General features: G+C 42.6%; 16 protein-coding genes and 2 pseudogenes. 4 read left to right on the plus strand and 14 right to left on the minus strand.

What is annotated here, in order from left to right; translation table 11 throughout:
• Positions 1-45 precede the first annotated feature (45 nt).
• From NBH03_RS08180 to NBH03_RS08200, 7 genes and pseudogenes are all read right to left on the minus strand, one after another.
• Positions 46-432 (minus strand): thioesterase family protein, encoded by a 387-nt coding sequence (locus tag NBH03_RS08180; RefSeq protein WP_227081876.1) that lies wholly within the window; start codon positions 430-432, stop codon positions 46-48.
• A gap of 120 nt (positions 433-552) precedes the next feature.
• Entirely contained in the window at positions 553-1,851 is a 1,299-nt protein-coding gene (locus NBH03_RS08185; protein WP_250799021.1) for a Na+/H+ antiporter NhaC family protein, read from the minus strand.
• Positions 1,852-1,917: 66 nt separating this feature from the next.
• Entirely contained in the window at positions 1,918-2,040 is a 123-nt protein-coding gene (locus tag NBH03_RS15875) for a hypothetical protein (protein WP_284703442.1), read from the minus strand.
• Between the two features lie 147 nt (positions 2,041-2,187).
• Positions 2,188-2,544, minus strand: a complete 357-nt coding sequence (locus NBH03_RS08190; protein ID WP_250799022.1) for a hypothetical protein — start codon at positions 2,542-2,544, stop codon at positions 2,188-2,190.
• Positions 2,545-2,704: 160 nt separating this feature from the next.
• Positions 2,705-3,244 carry a uracil phosphoribosyltransferase gene (locus NBH03_RS08195; RefSeq protein ID WP_250799024.1) on the minus strand — a complete coding sequence of 180 codons (540 nt, stop codon included), beginning with the start codon at positions 3,242-3,244 and terminating at the stop codon, positions 2,705-2,707.
• A 302-nt stretch (positions 3,245-3,546) separates the two neighbouring features.
• Positions 3,547-3,681 (minus strand): hypothetical protein, encoded by a 135-nt coding sequence (locus NBH03_RS15880; protein WP_284703443.1) that lies wholly within the window; start codon positions 3,679-3,681, stop codon positions 3,547-3,549.
• Positions 3,658-4,046, minus strand: a pseudogene (locus NBH03_RS08200) (YjdF family protein); the annotation flags it as partial. The gene NBH03_RS15880 and the pseudogene NBH03_RS08200, both read right to left, overlap by 24 nt.
• A 176-nt stretch (positions 4,047-4,222) precedes the next feature.
• Between NBH03_RS08200 and NBH03_RS08205 the strand changes: the two are divergent.
• Positions 4,223-4,384: pseudogene (locus NBH03_RS08205) on the plus strand (IS21 family transposase); the annotation flags it as partial.
• A 171-nt stretch (positions 4,385-4,555) separates the two neighbouring features.
• On the opposite strand, the gene NBH03_RS08210 reads toward NBH03_RS08205, so the two are convergent.
• The 6 genes from NBH03_RS08210 to NBH03_RS08235 form a co-directional block, all read right to left on the minus strand.
• Positions 4,556-5,230: a hypothetical protein gene (locus NBH03_RS08210; protein ID WP_250799026.1), complete on the minus strand. Its 675-nt coding sequence runs from the start codon at positions 5,228-5,230 to the stop codon at positions 4,556-4,558.
• Between the two features lie 24 nt (positions 5,231-5,254).
• Positions 5,255-6,919: a 23S rRNA (uracil(1939)-C(5))-methyltransferase RlmD gene (gene rlmD / locus NBH03_RS08215; RefSeq protein WP_250799028.1), complete on the minus strand. Its 1,665-nt coding sequence runs from the start codon at positions 6,917-6,919 to the stop codon at positions 5,255-5,257.
• Between the two features lie 157 nt (positions 6,920-7,076).
• Complete coding sequence (locus NBH03_RS08220) at positions 7,077-7,364, minus strand: hypothetical protein (protein WP_015512899.1); 288 nt, start codon at positions 7,362-7,364, stop codon at positions 7,077-7,079.
• Between the two features lie 74 nt (positions 7,365-7,438).
• The gene (gene pcrA, locus NBH03_RS08225; RefSeq protein WP_250799033.1) at positions 7,439-9,745 is read right to left on the minus strand and encodes a DNA helicase PcrA; all 2,307 of its coding nucleotides are present in this window, start codon (positions 9,743-9,745) and stop codon (positions 7,439-7,441) included.
• Positions 9,746-9,831: 86 nt separating this feature from the next.
• On the minus strand, positions 9,832-10,986 hold the full coding sequence (locus NBH03_RS08230) for an SPFH domain-containing protein (RefSeq protein WP_250799035.1): 1,155 nt from the start codon (positions 10,984-10,986) through the stop codon (positions 9,832-9,834).
• Positions 10,987-11,071: 85 nt separating this feature from the next.
• Complete coding sequence (locus tag NBH03_RS08235) at positions 11,072-11,881, minus strand: hypothetical protein (protein WP_250799041.1); 810 nt, start codon at positions 11,879-11,881, stop codon at positions 11,072-11,074.
• 178 nt (positions 11,882-12,059) lie between these two features.
• Here NBH03_RS08235 and NBH03_RS08240 point away from each other — a divergent pair, with 178 nt between their 5' ends.
• The gene (locus NBH03_RS08240) at positions 12,060-12,800 is read left to right on the plus strand and encodes an ABC transporter ATP-binding protein (RefSeq protein WP_250799043.1); all 741 of its coding nucleotides are present in this window, start codon (positions 12,060-12,062) and stop codon (positions 12,798-12,800) included.
• The gene (locus tag NBH03_RS08245; protein ID WP_250799045.1) at positions 12,793-13,611 is read left to right on the plus strand and encodes an ABC transporter permease; all 819 of its coding nucleotides are present in this window, start codon (positions 12,793-12,795) and stop codon (positions 13,609-13,611) included. The genes NBH03_RS08240 and NBH03_RS08245 overlap by 8 nt, the downstream gene beginning before the upstream one ends.
• Positions 13,612-13,795: 184 nt before the next feature.
• Here the strand turns inward: NBH03_RS08245 and NBH03_RS08250 are convergent, their stop codons facing one another.
• Complete coding sequence (locus NBH03_RS08250) at positions 13,796-14,635, minus strand: DegV family protein (protein ID WP_227081856.1); 840 nt, start codon at positions 14,633-14,635, stop codon at positions 13,796-13,798.
• A 244-nt stretch (positions 14,636-14,879) separates the two neighbouring features.
• On the opposite strand from NBH03_RS08250, the gene NBH03_RS08255 reads away from it, so the two are divergent.
• Positions 14,880-16,181 (plus strand): M18 family aminopeptidase, encoded by a 1,302-nt coding sequence (locus NBH03_RS08255; RefSeq protein WP_215690304.1) that lies wholly within the window; start codon positions 14,880-14,882, stop codon positions 16,179-16,181.
• The last annotated feature ends 62 nt before the right edge of the window (positions 16,182-16,243 follow it).

Genomic DNA, 16,243 nt, shown 5'->3' on the forward strand with positions numbered 1-16,243 from the left:
CGACAAGTATACTATAGAAAAATACATTCATCAAATACTATTTTCTTACATATTAAATGCGGCTTTGTTGATCACCGCACGTTTATGTGTGCCTGTACCGATCAGGCCGTTCTCATCATACGCATTCACAGCAAATGTCACTTTCTTGCCATTCACAACTTCTGTGATCTCTACTTCACAGCGAACCTTCTTGCCACATGGTGTGGAAGCAAGATGTTTGACTTCAACAGACATACCGACAGAACCTTTGCCTTCTTCCAGACAGTTATCCATTAATTTAGCACATGTCAGTTCCATCAGATTAATCATGCTCGGTGTTGAAAAAACTGCAGGCAATTCAATTGCCGGAAGCTGTGGATCGTTATGGTTCGCAAGCATGCCCTCGTTCACAACAATTTCTGTTTCGTACTTCATTCCTGCTTTCATTTCCATTGTAAAACCCTCCTTGTAAAAATCATCTTCCTAATAAATAACACAAGAGACGCTTCTCTTGCTTACATCATACCAGAAACCGCGCCGTTCGCCAATCTATGTATGAAAATTTGAACATTTCTACGTTCTCTTCATAATCGTAATCAGAGAGCTGAGCAATAAAAGCAGCGGATAAAACAGTTTCGGCATGATCTGAAAGGCTGAAATCTCTCCGCCAAGTTCGTTCACTGCTGAAATTGCGACAAGCATCTGCGCACCATAAGGAATCACCCCTTGAAAAACGCATGAAAATGTATCAAGAAGCGATGCTGTCTTTCTCGGTGTAATGCCATATTCCTCTGCCATTTCCTTCGCAATCGGGTTTGCCATAACGATGGCTACTGTATTGTTGGCCGTTGCAATATCCATTGTGCCGACGAGAAATCCCATACCAAGCTGACCACCCTTTTTCCCACGGAAGATTCTGTGTATCCAGCTAAGAAGTGCATCAAATCCCCCATACTCACGGATAAGCGCACACATGGCCGCTACAAGAATAGCTACCATACAGGTTTCAAACATTCCGGAGACACCGGAGCCCATGTTTTTAAGAATCTCTACAGGAACGGTATGGCCACCAATCAGCATAATCAACGCACCTGACACAATACCGATCAGCAGTACAACAAATACATTGATACCTACAATGCCTCCAATCAGTACGAGCACATACGGAATCACCTGCGTCAAATGGTATGGCTGAATCACATGTCCCTGAATTTCTGTCTGGAAAGACAGCATAAGAATCAGAATCAGTGTCACAACAGCTGCCGGAAAAGCAATCCAGAAGTTTTCCCTGAACTTGTCTTTCATCTCGCATCCCTGTCCATTACATGCAGCAATCGTTGTATCTGAAATAAAAGACAGATTATCCCCAAACATGGCGCCCCCCATCACAGAAGCGACACAAAACGCCAGATCAAATCCGGACGCTGTAGAAACAGCGACTGCAATCGGTGTCAGAAGGGTAATAGTTCCGACAGATGTTCCCATCGCCACTGATACAAAACAGCCAACGATAAACAGCACCGCAACTGAAAATCTCGCCGGGATCAGACTCAGCATGCAATAGGCCACACTCTCTGCACTGCTTCTCCCCACAACACCCACAAATGAACCGGCTGCCAGGAAGATTAATAGCATCGTGATAATATTCTTATCACCCACTCCCTGTGCCATAATCTCCAGTTTCTGATCAAAATTTAACGCTCGATTCTGCAGACAGGCCACCAGAATCGCCGCAAGAAATGCGATGACGATTGGCACATTGTAAAACCCCATTGGAATCTCCATCACATACTCAAATAAAATGCCCAGGCCAAGGTATAATACAAGAAATACACCAATTGGCAACAGGGCAATTCCTTTTCCTTCTCTCATTTTTATCCTCTTTCTACCATACTCTGCTTATGGCTATATAATCACTTTGTTATTTTATCATACAAACTAATTCTTCACCATAAGCATTCCACATTTCTGGAAGAAATTACCATTTTTTTCATACCAGCCCTGATTTAAGATCTTAAGAGTATCCTCCAGCATAGCAATTTCTTTTGATCTGTCTCTCATGAGTCCTCTCCTTCCTTTGATATATCACAAGTATAAATCGGAATACTTATATAAGGGGCGCCTGACGAACGACTTTTAGGATTCTTTCGACCTATATAATGCAAGACGATTTTCTATCTTGCAGGTTGTGCACGTAGGGATTTTGCGTTATTCAGTTGGAAAGTATTGCTGAATGATACGCTTAAAATCATTAAGACACCTATGAGCCAGCGTGAAATCTGCTATCATGTTGTCCATAGATTTTTCATCAAAGATGCCAGCGCCTGTATCAATAATTTTAAACATTACCTCGTCATGCATAAGTGTGAATGTAGGCATATATACAGAATGAGCTTGCTTGATTTTTGAATTGACTGTTAAAAAGTCAGTGTTAAGTTTATGGTTTTTCAAGTCTTCTCTGTAGTTTCCAATGTATCTCACTTTAATACGATATACATCATTTTCGATGATGAGAACGCCATTTTCCTGAGTTTCAAGTGTATTTTTAATGATGTTAAAAGACATTAATATTCAAGTCCTTTCTCTGATTTTTCTTATATCATTCTAAAGTGCTTCCAGAATCATTTATCTTTATCTCCATTTCTTTCAACAAATCCTGCGACTACTGCTTCTTCTCTTCTACGTAATTCTCCTCTAGTCAAAATCATCATCCTTTACATCATTTTTAGAAGCCATATTGCGCACCTTTTCTTAGATTATATACTACCACAAGCCTTGTTGCAAACACGAGATAATCCTTAAACAACTCGACAGCTTCATTCTGAATAACATTTGCAGCGATAATAACGTCAATGCCTGGATTATGATTCTTTATCTCATCAATAATCCTCATTATTGATTTTCCAGTATTAATCACACTATCAACAATAACTACTCTCTCTGTATTAATCACAGGAGTATCATCTTGCTTCGGGTTCATCGAATAAAAAATGCCACCTGCTCCCATATATACTCCGTCACCAAAAAACCTGCCACCCCGTTCCAAGACTAAGATTGATGTATTTTTCTCTGGGAATACGGCAGCAATGTGCCTTCCTATTTTTTCTCCTAAACGCACATGTGCTGCTGCCAGTCTACTTCCACTTATTCCTGAATTCGATTTGCAGATAGCAATATCAGCTTGTACTTCTTCGTCCTCATCAGCCAATACCACCAAAGAATGATCGTAAATCGGCACCAAGCCTGATAAGCTTTCATTCTTCAATGATCTGCTTATCCGCTTACCAATATACAAAAATCCTTTGCATTAATCAGCACCACAGTAGTTTTATCTGCAACTAGTCAGTAACTCTTTTCACCACCTTCACCATCTCCCCAATTACACGTAAAAAATAGCGCCATACAAAGCTTATGCCTCATATAGCGCCAATCCATAAATAATCGGCTTCATTTATTCCGTTTCACATTCAAATTCTGTTCCATCGAAAAACCTAATCGCAAGCTTCCCGGATTCAAATACCTTGATATAATCCATGACCATAATCATAAGCTCGCCATCAAATTCTTTTATCTTCCCTTCCTGGCAGCAGCCATTAAAAGTCTGGTCTTGTGGTGTAGCAATTCGTCACCGTCTTCCAGATTTTTATTCCAGAAATCCAAGTATTCATTGCAATAGTTCTTTCGCTGTTTCAGTTCAAACATTCGCTGCTCTTCTGCCTCTTTTTCTTGCGTCTTTTCTCTTTGCGTTCCTGCTTGTTCTGTTCCTGCTGTAATTTCAACGCCTGTTGCGATTTTGTACCAATGCCTATTTCCAGCATCTGCTTCTTTCCTTCCCGCTGCATCCGTTTCGGATTTCTTTTGATATCCTTTACAACAGTTTCAACAACCGAACTGAATTTCAAACTGAAATAGCACTTTTTAATATATTCCTGTACTTCATAATCTTTTGGCTCTGCACCAAATGTTACCTTTGCCACAGATAGTTTACCATCTTCGATGCGTTCAAAGATTCCCACCCAAAACGGCTCTTCAAAAAATACTGTCAGCTTTCCATTTACTTTGTCCATAAGAATCCCTCCTAAAATTGATTGAACAAAGAATGGACAACCCGGAGGGGCAGGTTACTTACCCTATTTATATAGGACGGCCGGGCTACCTACCGGCTCTGGCACATCAAAGATGTACGTTGCGTTTTTATCTTTGCGTTTATAATCAAGCCATTGTATTCATGGAGGTGTTATCCATGAACGAAGCATTAAAGACTCAGCTCAAAATCCTCAAATTAAGTGATATAAAACCAAACTTTTCAGAACTTGCACGGTTTTATGATCTGGATCGCAGGACTGTCAAAAAGTATTATGACGGATACGAAGGCAAAGCTGCTCACAGAGATAAACCAAGCAAGGCACATCACCACATTCTCCACAGTTTTGCATAATTTAATTTTAGACATCAAAAAAAGAAGGTATCTTTCAACCTTCTTCTCTGACAACTTATAACTATAAGAAATGACACCACCTCAACCCTTGATTTATCGTTATGGGCGAAGCGGTGTCAATACTTAAAAGCTATGATACTATACAACCTTTTCAAAACATATATTTTGCTCTACCACATAAGCTATTGGTAATAACTTTATTTTTGTAGCATCGTTAATATTATTTTCATTTCCACATAATAAATATTCTTCATTCATGCGTTTAAATACATACCATTTTTCATTTTCAACATTCAAAACGAAAGTTGACCTTATATCTCCTACATTTAAAAATGTTATTGCTACTATAAACACTTCTACCAAAGCACCTAAAATAGCACAACTCATTAAATTAATATTAAATGCTGTAGATATGGCAAAAGTGATTATTGCTGTAGCTGTTAATATGATGAAAAACCCTTTCCTTTCTTCACACCACCAATACAATTTTATTGCTTTTCCTCTGTTTTTCAAGATGCGTAAAATAGAAGACACTAATAACGTTAATAACAAAAATGCACCATTAACTACAACAGAAGTAACATTTACAGTAAGCAGATAATTTATTACCCCAAACACAAAGAACAGTATGAAATACATAAAACTAAATCTTTTTGATTCCTCGGTCTTACTCATCAATACAGCTTCAATTCTTGATGCATGAAATAATTGAATATATCCTGTTGCCACACTAATTAAAATAATGCTAACGCCAATAAGAGCTCCTATATTGTCTATATCAAATTCTTTAAGTATTTCAATCAACTTTTCCATTTCTTTTGTCTCCTCTGCCGCATATTATATCAATCCATAGTGTCTCAACGCATCCTTAATATACTCCACCTTCTCCTGTGGACACTGCTTTACCTCTGGATTCTCTTTCTTGGACTTATTATAATTCTCGCCCATATCCAGTCCACACATCCGCTTCACCTGTGCAATATAAGAAGTATGCACATTCACACCATACTTTTCCTTCACATATTCCTTAATCTTTGAATAAGTAGCCTTTTCTTGTGATGTATAATTACTCTCTTCATCAGGCTCCATTGTTATCTCAATCTTAGGTGTATCTTTTTTGAGGGATAATTTGACAACTGTCTCACAATGAACCGTGCCCGGGAACATGTCAACACAATGTGTCTTTTTCACTTTATATCCTCGCTCGATCAGTACGCCCAAATCTCTAGCCAGGCTGGTCGGCTTACAGGAAATATACACCATATTCGGCACCTGGTAATCAATGATCTTGTCCAATGCCTTTGGATGGATGCCGTCTCTTGGCGGATCAAGGACGATATAATCCGGCTTATCTTCAATGGTATCCAGCACTTTCAAAACGTCACCGGCAATGAATTCACAATTGTCCAGCTGGTTCAGTCCGGCATTGACTTTGGCTGCCTCGACAGCTTCTTCCACAATTTCTACACCGACAACTTTCTTTGCCACTGCTGCCAAAATCTGGGCAATGGTACCTGTTCCGCTGTAAAGGTCAAAAACAGTCATATCTTTTGTATCGCCGATATAAGAACGGGCAATATCGTAGAGCAATTCGGCCCCCAGTGTATTTGTCTGGAAGAATGAAAATGTGGAAATCTTGAATTTCAGTCCAAGAATATGCTCATAAAAATAATCCTGCCCGTAAAGAATGCGTGTCTCATCGCTCTGAACCACATCCGCCAGTGTATCGTTGATGATATGCATGATTCCCACAATCCTGCCTTCAAGCTGAAGAGCCAAAAGACGCTGGATCAGTTCTGTCAGATCACATTGTTCCTGACTGGTTGTCACCAGATGTACCAGCATCTCTCCGGTTGTCTCGGAACGACGCACCAAAAGGTGGCGGAGATAACCGGTATGTTTCATTTTCTTATAATACGGCATCGGATGCTCGGTGAAATAATCCAACACGGTTTTTAAAACAGTTGTAAAATCGTCATGGACAATCTTGCAGTCATCTACTGTCAGGATGTCATAGGTACTGGCTTTCTTGTGCAGTCCCAATGTCAACGGCCCATCCAAATGATCATCTCCAAAAGAAAATTCCATTTTGTTGCGGTAAGCCCACTGTTTCGGACTACCTGTAATACCCTCAAAAACATAATCCGGCTTTCCTTCCGCATCTACCTGGCCAGCTGAACTAATGGCTGTGTCCAGAAGCTTCTTCACCTGGCCGGCCTTCATCTTCAGCTGTTCATCATAGCTCATGGTCTGATACATGCAGCCGCCGCAGGCCGGAAATTCATGACAGACCGGTTCAATGGTTTCTAATGGAGATTTCTCCAGCACTTCCAGTAATCTGCCTTCACAGCGGTCTTTGCGCTTTTTGTTAATGACAAAACGGATCTTCTGTCCGGGAATACCATTTTTCACTGTCACATACTGATCTTCAACTTTCACACGCCCTTTATTCGGAAAATCGATATATTCAATGATGCCTTCACACATCTGTCCTTTTTTCATCTTCGTCTCCTATCTGTTTCTAAAAACTTCTCGTAAATCATATCCTGTTTGGCAAAATGCTTTCTTTACCCAAAAAAGCTGTTACAAATCAGCATTTATCTGTAACAGCTTTCCTGTCTGTTTAATTATACAAATTTCTGTAACTACTCAGATAAAACTATTCCTCATCTTTAGCAGGCGCAGCTTCATCTTCCTTTACAAAATCGTCTTCCTCGTCCTCAAAGTCATCATCAAAATCATCTTCAAAGTCGTCTTCAAAATCATCTACATCATCCTCGCGGGATAAATACTTGTAGATACCGAAAGCAATTGCTGCGATTGCTGCAATGCCTGCAATAATTGCAAATACGAGGCAAACTGTTTTCTTCTTCTCGTCTTCCAGTTCCTTACGGTGAATAAAATCAGAAATCTTGGCCATGCTTAAATATTCTTCAAACTTATTCATGTCGTCCGCACATCCTTTCTACCAAACAGATTTGCTTATAGTATAGCACTCTTTTTTCTAAAATACTACCTCTTTCAGACTTTTTTCAGCTTCGCAAATCCGGCAAACATTTTCTTCGGTCCGTATTTCGGAAAATCAACCGTGACTTCATAATCTTTGCCGCCATCCTTGATGGCCTGAACAACACCGGTGCCAAATTTAATATGTTTAACCGTATCACCCACTTCGTAGTCCGGTGCGGTTTTCTTCATATCGCCGCCTTTTTTCGCAAAAGCGCTGACATCAAATTTGTGACTTTGTCTGATACCGCGATTGCCCACGCCTGTACCCATTCTGCTGCCGCTGCCATATGTACCGGCTCTGCTGCCGCCAAAACCGGAGATACCATTGGAGGCACTGCCTGTATTCCACGGCAGATCATCCTCAGCTTTCCTCGGAAAGCGCTCTCTCGGCAGACTGCCGCCGATGAGCTGCGGCGGAATCTCTTTCACAAAACGGGAGATTTTATTGTACTGTGTCTGACCATGCATCATTCGGCACATCGCATAACTGAGGGTCAGCTTCTTCATGGCACGGGTAATGCCCACATAACACAAACGGCGTTCTTCCTCAATCTCCATAGGATCATCGTTGACAATGGTCATATAACTCGGGAACAAACCATCCTCCATACCGCACAAATAAACATATGGAAATTCCAGACCTTTTGCACTATGCAGCGTCATCAAAATAACTTTGTTGTCCGAATCATCCATATTGTCCACATCTGCCACAAGGGCAATCTGTTCCAGCAATTCATTCAGGGAAGGCTGTTCCGTCTCCTCCTCATAGGCGACAATCTTGTTGCGCAGTTCGTCTAAGTTCTCAATTCGCGTTGTTGCTTCATCTGTCTGCTCTGCCTGAAGCTCTTTCAGATAGCCCGTATCTTCCAGAACTTCATCATACAATTCTGCCAGGGACATATATTCTGCCTTTGTTCTGAAAACCTGTATCAAATTCACAAAACCATTGATTTTCGCTGCTGCCCGTCCCAGACCCGGAATACCATCCACCTGTTTAAAGGCCTCATACAAACTGATTCCCCACTGATCCGCGTACTCCGCCGCTTTTGTCACTGTTGTGGCACCGATACCGCGCTTTGGTACATTCACCACACGTCTCACAGCCACGTCATCCTGACCATTATTGATAATTTTCAAATAGGCCAGAATATCTTTAATCTCTTTGCGCTGATAGAAGTTCACACCGCCCACAACTCTATATGGTATGTTGCGTGTGACAAATTTTTCTTCTAAAACACGGGACTGGGCGTTTGTTCTGTAAAGCACCGCAAAATCTTTGTATTCAGCCTCATGGCGTTCCGTCTTTGCCGCAATATCGTTCACAATTCCCATGGCCTCTTCATATTCTGTCTGGTACTGATTCAGCGCAATCGGTACACCCTGTTCATTATCCGTCCAAAGTGTCTTATCCTTACGCCCCTGATTGTGATGGATCACACCGTTGGCAGCATCCAGGATCGTTTTGGTCGAACGATAATTCTGCTCCAGCTTGATCACCTTTGCATCCGGAAATGTTTTTTCAAAATCAAGAATGTTGTGGATATTCGCACCTCGGAACTTGTAAATCGACTGATCATCATCACCGACCACACAGAGATTCCGATACTTTGCCGCCAGCAGACTGACAAACTGGAACTGAACCGTGTTCGTATCCTGATACTCATCCACCATAATGTACTTAAAACGATCCTGGTAATAATTCAATACTTCCGCATCGGTTTTGAAAAGTTCAACGGTTTTGAAAAGCAGATCGTCAAAATCCAGCGCATTATTGCTCCTTAAACGTTTCTGATATTCCTCATATACCTGAGCAATACGCTGTCTGGCATAGTCACCTTCTGAACGGAGCAGATATTCCTTCGGCCCGATCATTTCATCCTTGGCAGATGAAATCGCTGACAGCAAAGTACGCTCCTTATAAATCTTGGTATCAATGTTCAGCTTCTTGCAGACTTCCTTGATAACAGTCTTCTGATCATCCCCATCATAGATGGTAAAACTTCTGTCGTATCCCAGTCTGTCAATATAACGCCTCAAAATACGCACACAGGTAGAATGGAATGTGCTGACCCAGATATCTTCTGCGCCAAAATCCACAATCTGATCCACACGTTCCCGCATCTCCCCTGCGGCCTTGTTCGTAAATGTAATGGCCAGAATATTCCATGGATTGACCTGACATTCATCAATCAGATAGGCAATCCTATGGGTCAGCACTCTGGTCTTGCCTGACCCGGCCCCTGCCAGAATAAGAAGCGGTCCTTCTGTATGATAGACCGCTTCCTGCTGGACAGGATTCAATGATTCATATATACTCATTCAAAAATCCTCCAGATTCTCTATTTGTCTACTTTATTCAGCACTGTTCAAAGTCAGCCATCGAAAACTGCGACTCGACAACGCTTTTACAAAAGGCTTGTTCCGCATTCCGGGCAGAATTTCTGTCCCGCCGCAGCCTTATATCCACATTTCGGGCAAACAGGCTGTGCCTGATTGGTTCCGCACTCCGGACAGAACTTCATATCTGCATTAATCTCAGCACCACATTTAATGCATTTCTTCTTCTGAACAACCAGTGAGGCACCACATTCAGAGCAGAATTTCAGTCCCTTCTTCATTTCAGAACCACATTTCGGGCAAATCACAAAACTTTCCTTATGTGTACCTGACTGTCCCTGCACACCGCCATTCATCTGGCCGGCCATCATGCCGCCGAAAGCCATGCCAGCAGACATCTGCATACCCATCCCCGCCATGCTGTTCATACCGCCATTCGGATTCTTGGCCATAGCCACCATGGCATCTGCCTGTGCATCCACCTGTCTCTTATAAGCATAGGCATCCATGCCGCCAAAGGCGCCCAGAGAAGCACGTTCATCAATGGATTTCTTCACTGTTTCCGGTAAAGCCACCTGAACAGCCATCTTCTGCATCTGAATACCGTAACGGCCAAAGAAATCATCACTCTTTGCCTTCAGAATCTGTGCGGCTTCATAGCAGTAACCCTGCATGTCAAAGAAATCCATCTGCTTCTCTGTCACGATCTCCTTGAAATACATGGCAATCTGCGGTGTCACAAAACTCTTCAGGTCAGCCACCGTATATCGGTTCTTCACACCCATGAGATTCTCCGCAAAAAGCTTCGGGTCCGTGATTGATAATGAATACTTGCCGTTCGCTCCCACATTAACAAGGCCAAAGACTTCATCCTTCACTGTCACCTGTTCACTCGTTCCCCATGGTATATCAATGATCTCATTGGTATTGACAAAAATAATATCCACGATAAATGTGTCATGAAAACCATATTTCCACTGATTCAGTGTTGTTGTCACCGGCATATTATTTGTTGTCAGTTCATATCGGCCCGGCATAAAAATATCCGTCATCTGTCCTTCGTTCACCAGGATCGCTGCCTGTCCTGGCATAACCGTTAGAACAGATTCATACATAATCCTGCGTCCGTCTCTGTCATAAACAGCTGCCAGTTCCTGCGGATCTGAGGAACGATAACTTATGCTTGATAAAAGCTGTCCTTTAATTAAATTCTTTAATCCCATCTAAAGACCTCCCTGTCCTTCTCATCATTTAATATCCTGCTTATATTCAAAATGCACCAACGGCCATTGTCTGCCCTGATAATGCCTAACCGACGGCCCCGATCACAAGCTGCTCCCATGTCTCTGTTGTCTCAACTTTGCATGTATCCTTCCACTGGGCATACTGTTCTTCAAACTTGTCATTCAAAACCTGTTCGAATTCACTGTCTTCCATATCCTTATAATCATCTTCCTGACGAAGGGTTTCTGAAAGATTCTCCAGAATCTGATTGTAAACCTTCATGGACAGGGCATCCTTTTCATAAATGGCCAATACCGCCGACCGTTCCACACTGAACTGTGTTGCAATATCTTCACCGATCGATGCCATATAATCCTCGGCCTTGGACGCGCACTGCTTCTCCTCATCATCTGTCAAAGCCGGTACATCATACTCATCCGCCTTATTACAGAGAATCACTGCCCGTTCTATCTCATCCAGCATGGTTGCCTTGGCATACTCACCCACGGTCATTCCATTATCCATCTTCGTATCCCAAGGTTCCTCACCGTAATCTGCCACATACTGATCTCTGGCCATATAAGCTCTCGCATTGATTTCTGACAGATAAACGGTGGTATCATCAATGGTCAGCACCGGTTCATCATCCACCGCATAGCTGCCAATCGGCTCGATCTCTGTCTCGCCACTACTATCCGTACCCGATTCCGTTTTCTGTGATTCCTCCATCGATAAATCTCCTGTTTCAAAGTTCTGCTCTGCCCCGGCTGTTGTATTCTGCTGCCGACTACCGGTATGACCGCCCACTGCAAAACCACCGCAAAAGCCAATACTAATACCGACAATAAGTGCAGCTGCCAGCATTCCGGCGCTGTATCTATGCTTTTTATCCATATAAAATCTCCTCACTTTATAACACTGTGAACACCAGGCAACTCGGCCTGTTCCAAAAGCCATCTGACGTGTTCTGACATCTATGCCATATGAATGCATTTTAGCATAAATAGCGCCCCCTTGCAACATAGACACTGTTTATGCATATTTTATTATATACCGCTATAAGGAGGTTTTTATGAAGCCGCTTTTAGATTTGACCGATGTCAACTATACCTATCAGACAGCGGAAGGTGAAACACCGGCTGTCAAAAATTTAAGTTTTCGTGTTTTTCCGGATCATTTTCTCGGTATCATCGGTCCGAGCGGATGCGGAAAATCGACAATTTTATCCCTGATCGCAGGTTTGATCCAGCCTAATTCCGGCAAAATTGCCGTCTCAGCCGAAATCGGCTATATGCTTCAAAAAGATCATTTGCTTGACTGGTTAAGTATCAAAGACAACATTACACTCGGCCCGCGGATTCATCATAAACTGACACCCGAAAAGGAATCCTGGGCCGATAAAATGCTGGAAGAATATGGTCTTGCCCCTTTCGCAGATGCCAGACCCAGTCAATTATCCGGCGGTATGCGTCAGAGAGCCGCCCTCATCCGGACATTGGCCCTTTCTCCCAGTCTTCTTCTTTTGGATGAACCCTTTTCAGCCCTCGATTATCAGACAAGACTTACGGTTTCCGACGACATTTACCGGATTCTTCGCACTCAGCACATGAGTGCTGTTCTTGTTACCCATGATATTTCGGAGGCCATCAGTTTTTGCGACCGTATTATTGTTTTGACCAGCCGTCCGGCTTCCGTCAAAAAGACTTTTGATATCCACCTGACTCTTGATGAAGACCGCACACCTTTTAAAGCCCGCATGGCACCTGAATTTAAAGATTATTTCAATGAGATATGGGGTGAATTAAATGTCTGATCCGACTATTCTGTACCCGGTTTCCAACACATCCCGGGAAGAATTTCTTGCTGAAAGGAAAAAACAGAAATATTTCATTACAGGCATGCGCTTTTTCATCCTGATTTTCATCTTGGCCGGTTGGGAAATAGCAGCCAGATATCATCTGATCGACGCTTTCATTTTCAGCAGTCCGACCCGTATTTTTAAGGTTATGCTGCAAATGGCAGCTGATAAAAGCCTTTTTTATCATATCGGCATTACCATCGGTGAAACCCTTGTCAGTTTTGTCCTTGTACTGATCATCGGCACACTGATCGCCATGCTGCTTTGGTGGTGCCGCAGCGCTGCTGATATTCTAGAACCTTACTTCGTTGTTCTGAACAGCCTGCCAAAAACAGCGCTGGCGCCGATTCTTATTGTCTGGCTCGGCAACAATATGAAGACCATCATCGTATGTGGTGTGACAATGGCAGTCTTCAGCACCATCATCAACCTTTACACCGCCTTTATTCATATTGACAGTGATAAACTACTGCTCATTCGGACCCTTGGTGGCACACGCAGAGATATTCTTCGCTATATTGTTCTTCCGGCCAGCATCTCGGCCATCGTCAGTAACCTGAAAGTCAATATAGGTCTCTGCCTTGTCGGCGTCATTATCGGCGAATTTCTGGCGGCCAACGCCGGCCTGGGCTATCTCATTATCTACGGCAGTCAGGTTTTCCGTCTGGATTACGTCATGCTCAGCATTATTATTTTGTGTATACTGGCTATGGTACTCTATCAGCTGCTCTCTTTTGTCGAAAAACGTTACCAGAAAAAACAGTAACTCCGACCGTTTCAATCAATTTTAGCAATATATTACAGATGTAACCTAACCTTTCCAATTCTATTAAATAATCTGCGATTCATTTAAATAAACTGCAGATAAAATATAAAAGCCGATTTCCAGGATTTTGATAATCATTTGATTCATAATCCCAGAAATCGGCTTTTAAAATTAAGCGTCTGCCTTAATAGGCTACGATAATACCGCCATCATTGGCGTACATCGTTGCAACACCTGCTGTATCCACGATCACAATACCCTTAAAGGCGTATTTCTTCTCAATCTCAACCTTAAGCCATTCTGCACGCTTCAGGCAGTTGCAATGAGAGATCATCAGATACTTATCCGTCGGATGGATGACCGTTTTACCAATCTGCTCTACCATCTTCATCAGTGCCTTCTTCATGCCACGGCCCATATCCAGCTGCTGGATCGTGCCTTCCGGGGTAGAACCCATGACAGGCTTGATATTCAGTACATTGACCAATGTCGCCTTAAGACCTGATAAACGACCATTCTTTCTCAATGTCTCCAATGATTCCAGAACAAATAATGTTGCCTGTTCCTCAATATACTGCTCAACTTCACTGACTACTTCCGAAAAAGCCTTACCAGCCTCCAGGCATTCCTGAAGCTTCATCAGGATCAATGTCTGACCTGCACTGGCAGAACGACTGTTAAAGACATGAATCTTCTTATCCGGATACTCTTCCTTCAAAAGATCTGCGCCAAGCTTTGCACTATTATAAGAACCGCTTAATTCCGATGAGAGTGTAATGGCATAAGCATCCTCATTGTTATAGCCATAAGCCTGCATATACGCATCCGGTGACGGACATGCGGATGACGGTGCCTCCGGGCATTCTGCCACTTTTCGCAAAAATTCCGCCTGGTTAAAAGTTTCATCATCTATAACCTTATCTTCCCCAACATTCAGTGTAAGGGGCACAAGTGTGATATGTTCATCCTTCTTCATAGCAGCAGTCATATCTGTACAACTGTCCACTGCAATATGATATGCCATTTATTTATCCTCCTGCATCTATCACAGCTATCCTGCCCATCCACTATCGCATACTGCAAAATAACTGCTGTTATCTATCAACAACTATTCAACATAGTTTTCATTACTATATATCATAGCATACCAAACATCTTTTGAAAAGACCAAATTCACATCCATTGATTATATTGCGTAATTGTGTTACTATAAATAGTGGAAAATTTCCTATTATATTATAATTTCAAATGCAGAATGGAGAATGAATATGCAGACATTACCAAAAGAAGTTGAACAGCTCTTTCACTACCTGCAGAACGGCACATCCGCTTTTCATGTGATTGCCCATACCAAACAGGTTCTGACAGAAGCCGGATTTACAGAGTTACATATAAAAGACAACTGGACACTGACAAAGGGCGGCCGTTATTTCTGCAGTCCTTTTGATACAACCCTCTACGCTTTTACAATCGGTGAATCCTGTGACCTTTCCAATGGCATTCACATTGCTGGTGCCCACACAGATTTCCCGGCCATCAAAATTAAACCAAATCCGGAAATTTTTTCTCATGGCTACATGCAGCTGAATACAGAAGTATACGGCGGTCCTATTTTAAATACATTCTTCGACAGACCATTATCCCTTGCCGGAAAAGTTGTCACAAAGGGTGACCGATATGATCGTCCGGTCAGCCATCTTGTGGATCTGAAACGTCCCGCTGTTTATCTGCCGAATCTGGCTATTCATATGAATCGCGCCATCAACGAAAACGGTGCTCCTATCGACAACCAAAAGCATCTGCTGCCTATCCTCGGCACACTGAATGAATATCTGAACAAAGATACAACTTTCATGGATCTGCTTGCCAAAGAAATCGGTGTGGACGCCAAAGATATTCTTGATTATGATCTTTGCATGTACAATCTTGATCAGCCTGAACTGGTTGGTTTCACAGAAGAATTTATCTCCGCACCAAGACTGGATGATATCACTTCTGTATGCGCTCTGATTCACGGTCTTGTTGAAAGCAAGAACGCTGACCGCGTTAACCTTGTCTGCTTATTCGATAACGAGGAAATCGGAAGTCTCAGCAAACAGGGTGCTGATTCCACACTGCCATCTGTGATCATCGGCAAGATCTGGCAGGCTTTCGGCAAAAATCAGATTGACTGTATGTCCGATATCTCAGACGGCCTGATGCTTTCTGTTGATGTGGCTCACGCCTACCATCCGAATTATCCAGGCACTCAGGATATTACCAACTATCCGATCATGAACGGCGGATTTATTCTGAAAACAGCCAGCAACCAGTCTTATACATGGGATTGTGAGAGCATGGCTTCCCTCATTGCACTGTGCCAGCAGGAAAACATTCCTTATCAGCGCTTTGCAAAACACTCCAACACAAAGGGCGGCGGCACTATCGGTTCCATCATCTCTTCCCATCTGCCAATGCGCACCGCAGATATCGGTGTCGGCCTTCTGGCCATGCACTCAAGCCGGGAAATGATGGGCAAAGACGATCAGATCGGTTTGACGCATTTTGCTAAGGCATTTTTCGAAAACTAAAAATCCAAACTATGAGAAACACGCTCCGCGAGTTTCTCAAGTTATCGCGGCAGTCGCCAAGG

This window comes from Coprococcus intestinalis, assembly GCF_023656595.1.
Classification (GTDB): domain Bacteria; phylum Bacillota; class Clostridia; order Lachnospirales; family Lachnospiraceae; genus Coprococcus_A; species Coprococcus_A intestinihominis.

What these genes read in the sequence shown, in the direction of transcription:
- NBH03_RS08180 (WP_227081876.1), bottom strand. Translation starts at nt 432, where the DNA reads ATGGAAATGAAAGCAGGAATGAAGTACGAAACAGAAATTGTTGTGAAC.
- NBH03_RS08185 (WP_250799021.1), bottom strand. Translation starts at nt 1,851, where the DNA reads ATGAGAGAAGGAAAAGGAATTGCCCTGTTGCCAATTGGTGTATTTCTT.
- NBH03_RS15875 (WP_284703442.1), bottom strand. Translation starts at nt 2,040, where the DNA reads ATGAGAGACAGATCAAAAGAAATTGCTATGCTGGAGGATACTCTTAAG.
- NBH03_RS08190 (WP_250799022.1), bottom strand. Translation starts at nt 2,544, where the DNA reads ATGTCTTTTAACATCATTAAAAATACACTTGAAACTCAGGAAAATGGC.
- NBH03_RS15880 (WP_284703443.1), bottom strand. Translation starts at nt 3,681, where the DNA reads ATGTTTGAACTGAAACAGCGAAAGAACTATTGCAATGAATACTTGGAT.
- NBH03_RS08210 (WP_250799026.1), bottom strand. Translation starts at nt 5,230, where the DNA reads ATGGAAAAGTTGATTGAAATACTTAAAGAATTTGATATAGACAATATA.
- rlmD (WP_250799028.1), bottom strand. Translation starts at nt 6,919, where the DNA reads ATGAAAAAAGGACAGATGTGTGAAGGCATCATTGAATATATCGATTTT.
- NBH03_RS08220 (WP_015512899.1), bottom strand. Translation starts at nt 7,364, where the DNA reads ATGAATAAGTTTGAAGAATATTTAAGCATGGCCAAGATTTCTGATTTT.
- pcrA (WP_250799033.1), bottom strand. Translation starts at nt 9,745, where the DNA reads ATGAGTATATATGAATCATTGAATCCTGTCCAGCAGGAAGCGGTCTAT.
- NBH03_RS08230 (WP_250799035.1), bottom strand. Translation starts at nt 10,986, where the DNA reads ATGGGATTAAAGAATTTAATTAAAGGACAGCTTTTATCAAGCATAAGT.
- NBH03_RS08235 (WP_250799041.1), bottom strand. Translation starts at nt 11,881, where the DNA reads ATGGATAAAAAGCATAGATACAGCGCCGGAATGCTGGCAGCTGCACTT.
- NBH03_RS08240 (WP_250799043.1), top strand. Translation starts at nt 12,060, where the DNA reads ATGAAGCCGCTTTTAGATTTGACCGATGTCAACTATACCTATCAGACA.
- NBH03_RS08245 (WP_250799045.1), top strand. Translation starts at nt 12,793, where the DNA reads ATGTCTGATCCGACTATTCTGTACCCGGTTTCCAACACATCCCGGGAA.
- NBH03_RS08250 (WP_227081856.1), bottom strand. Translation starts at nt 14,635, where the DNA reads ATGGCATATCATATTGCAGTGGACAGTTGTACAGATATGACTGCTGCT.
- NBH03_RS08255 (WP_215690304.1), top strand. Translation starts at nt 14,880, where the DNA reads ATGCAGACATTACCAAAAGAAGTTGAACAGCTCTTTCACTACCTGCAG.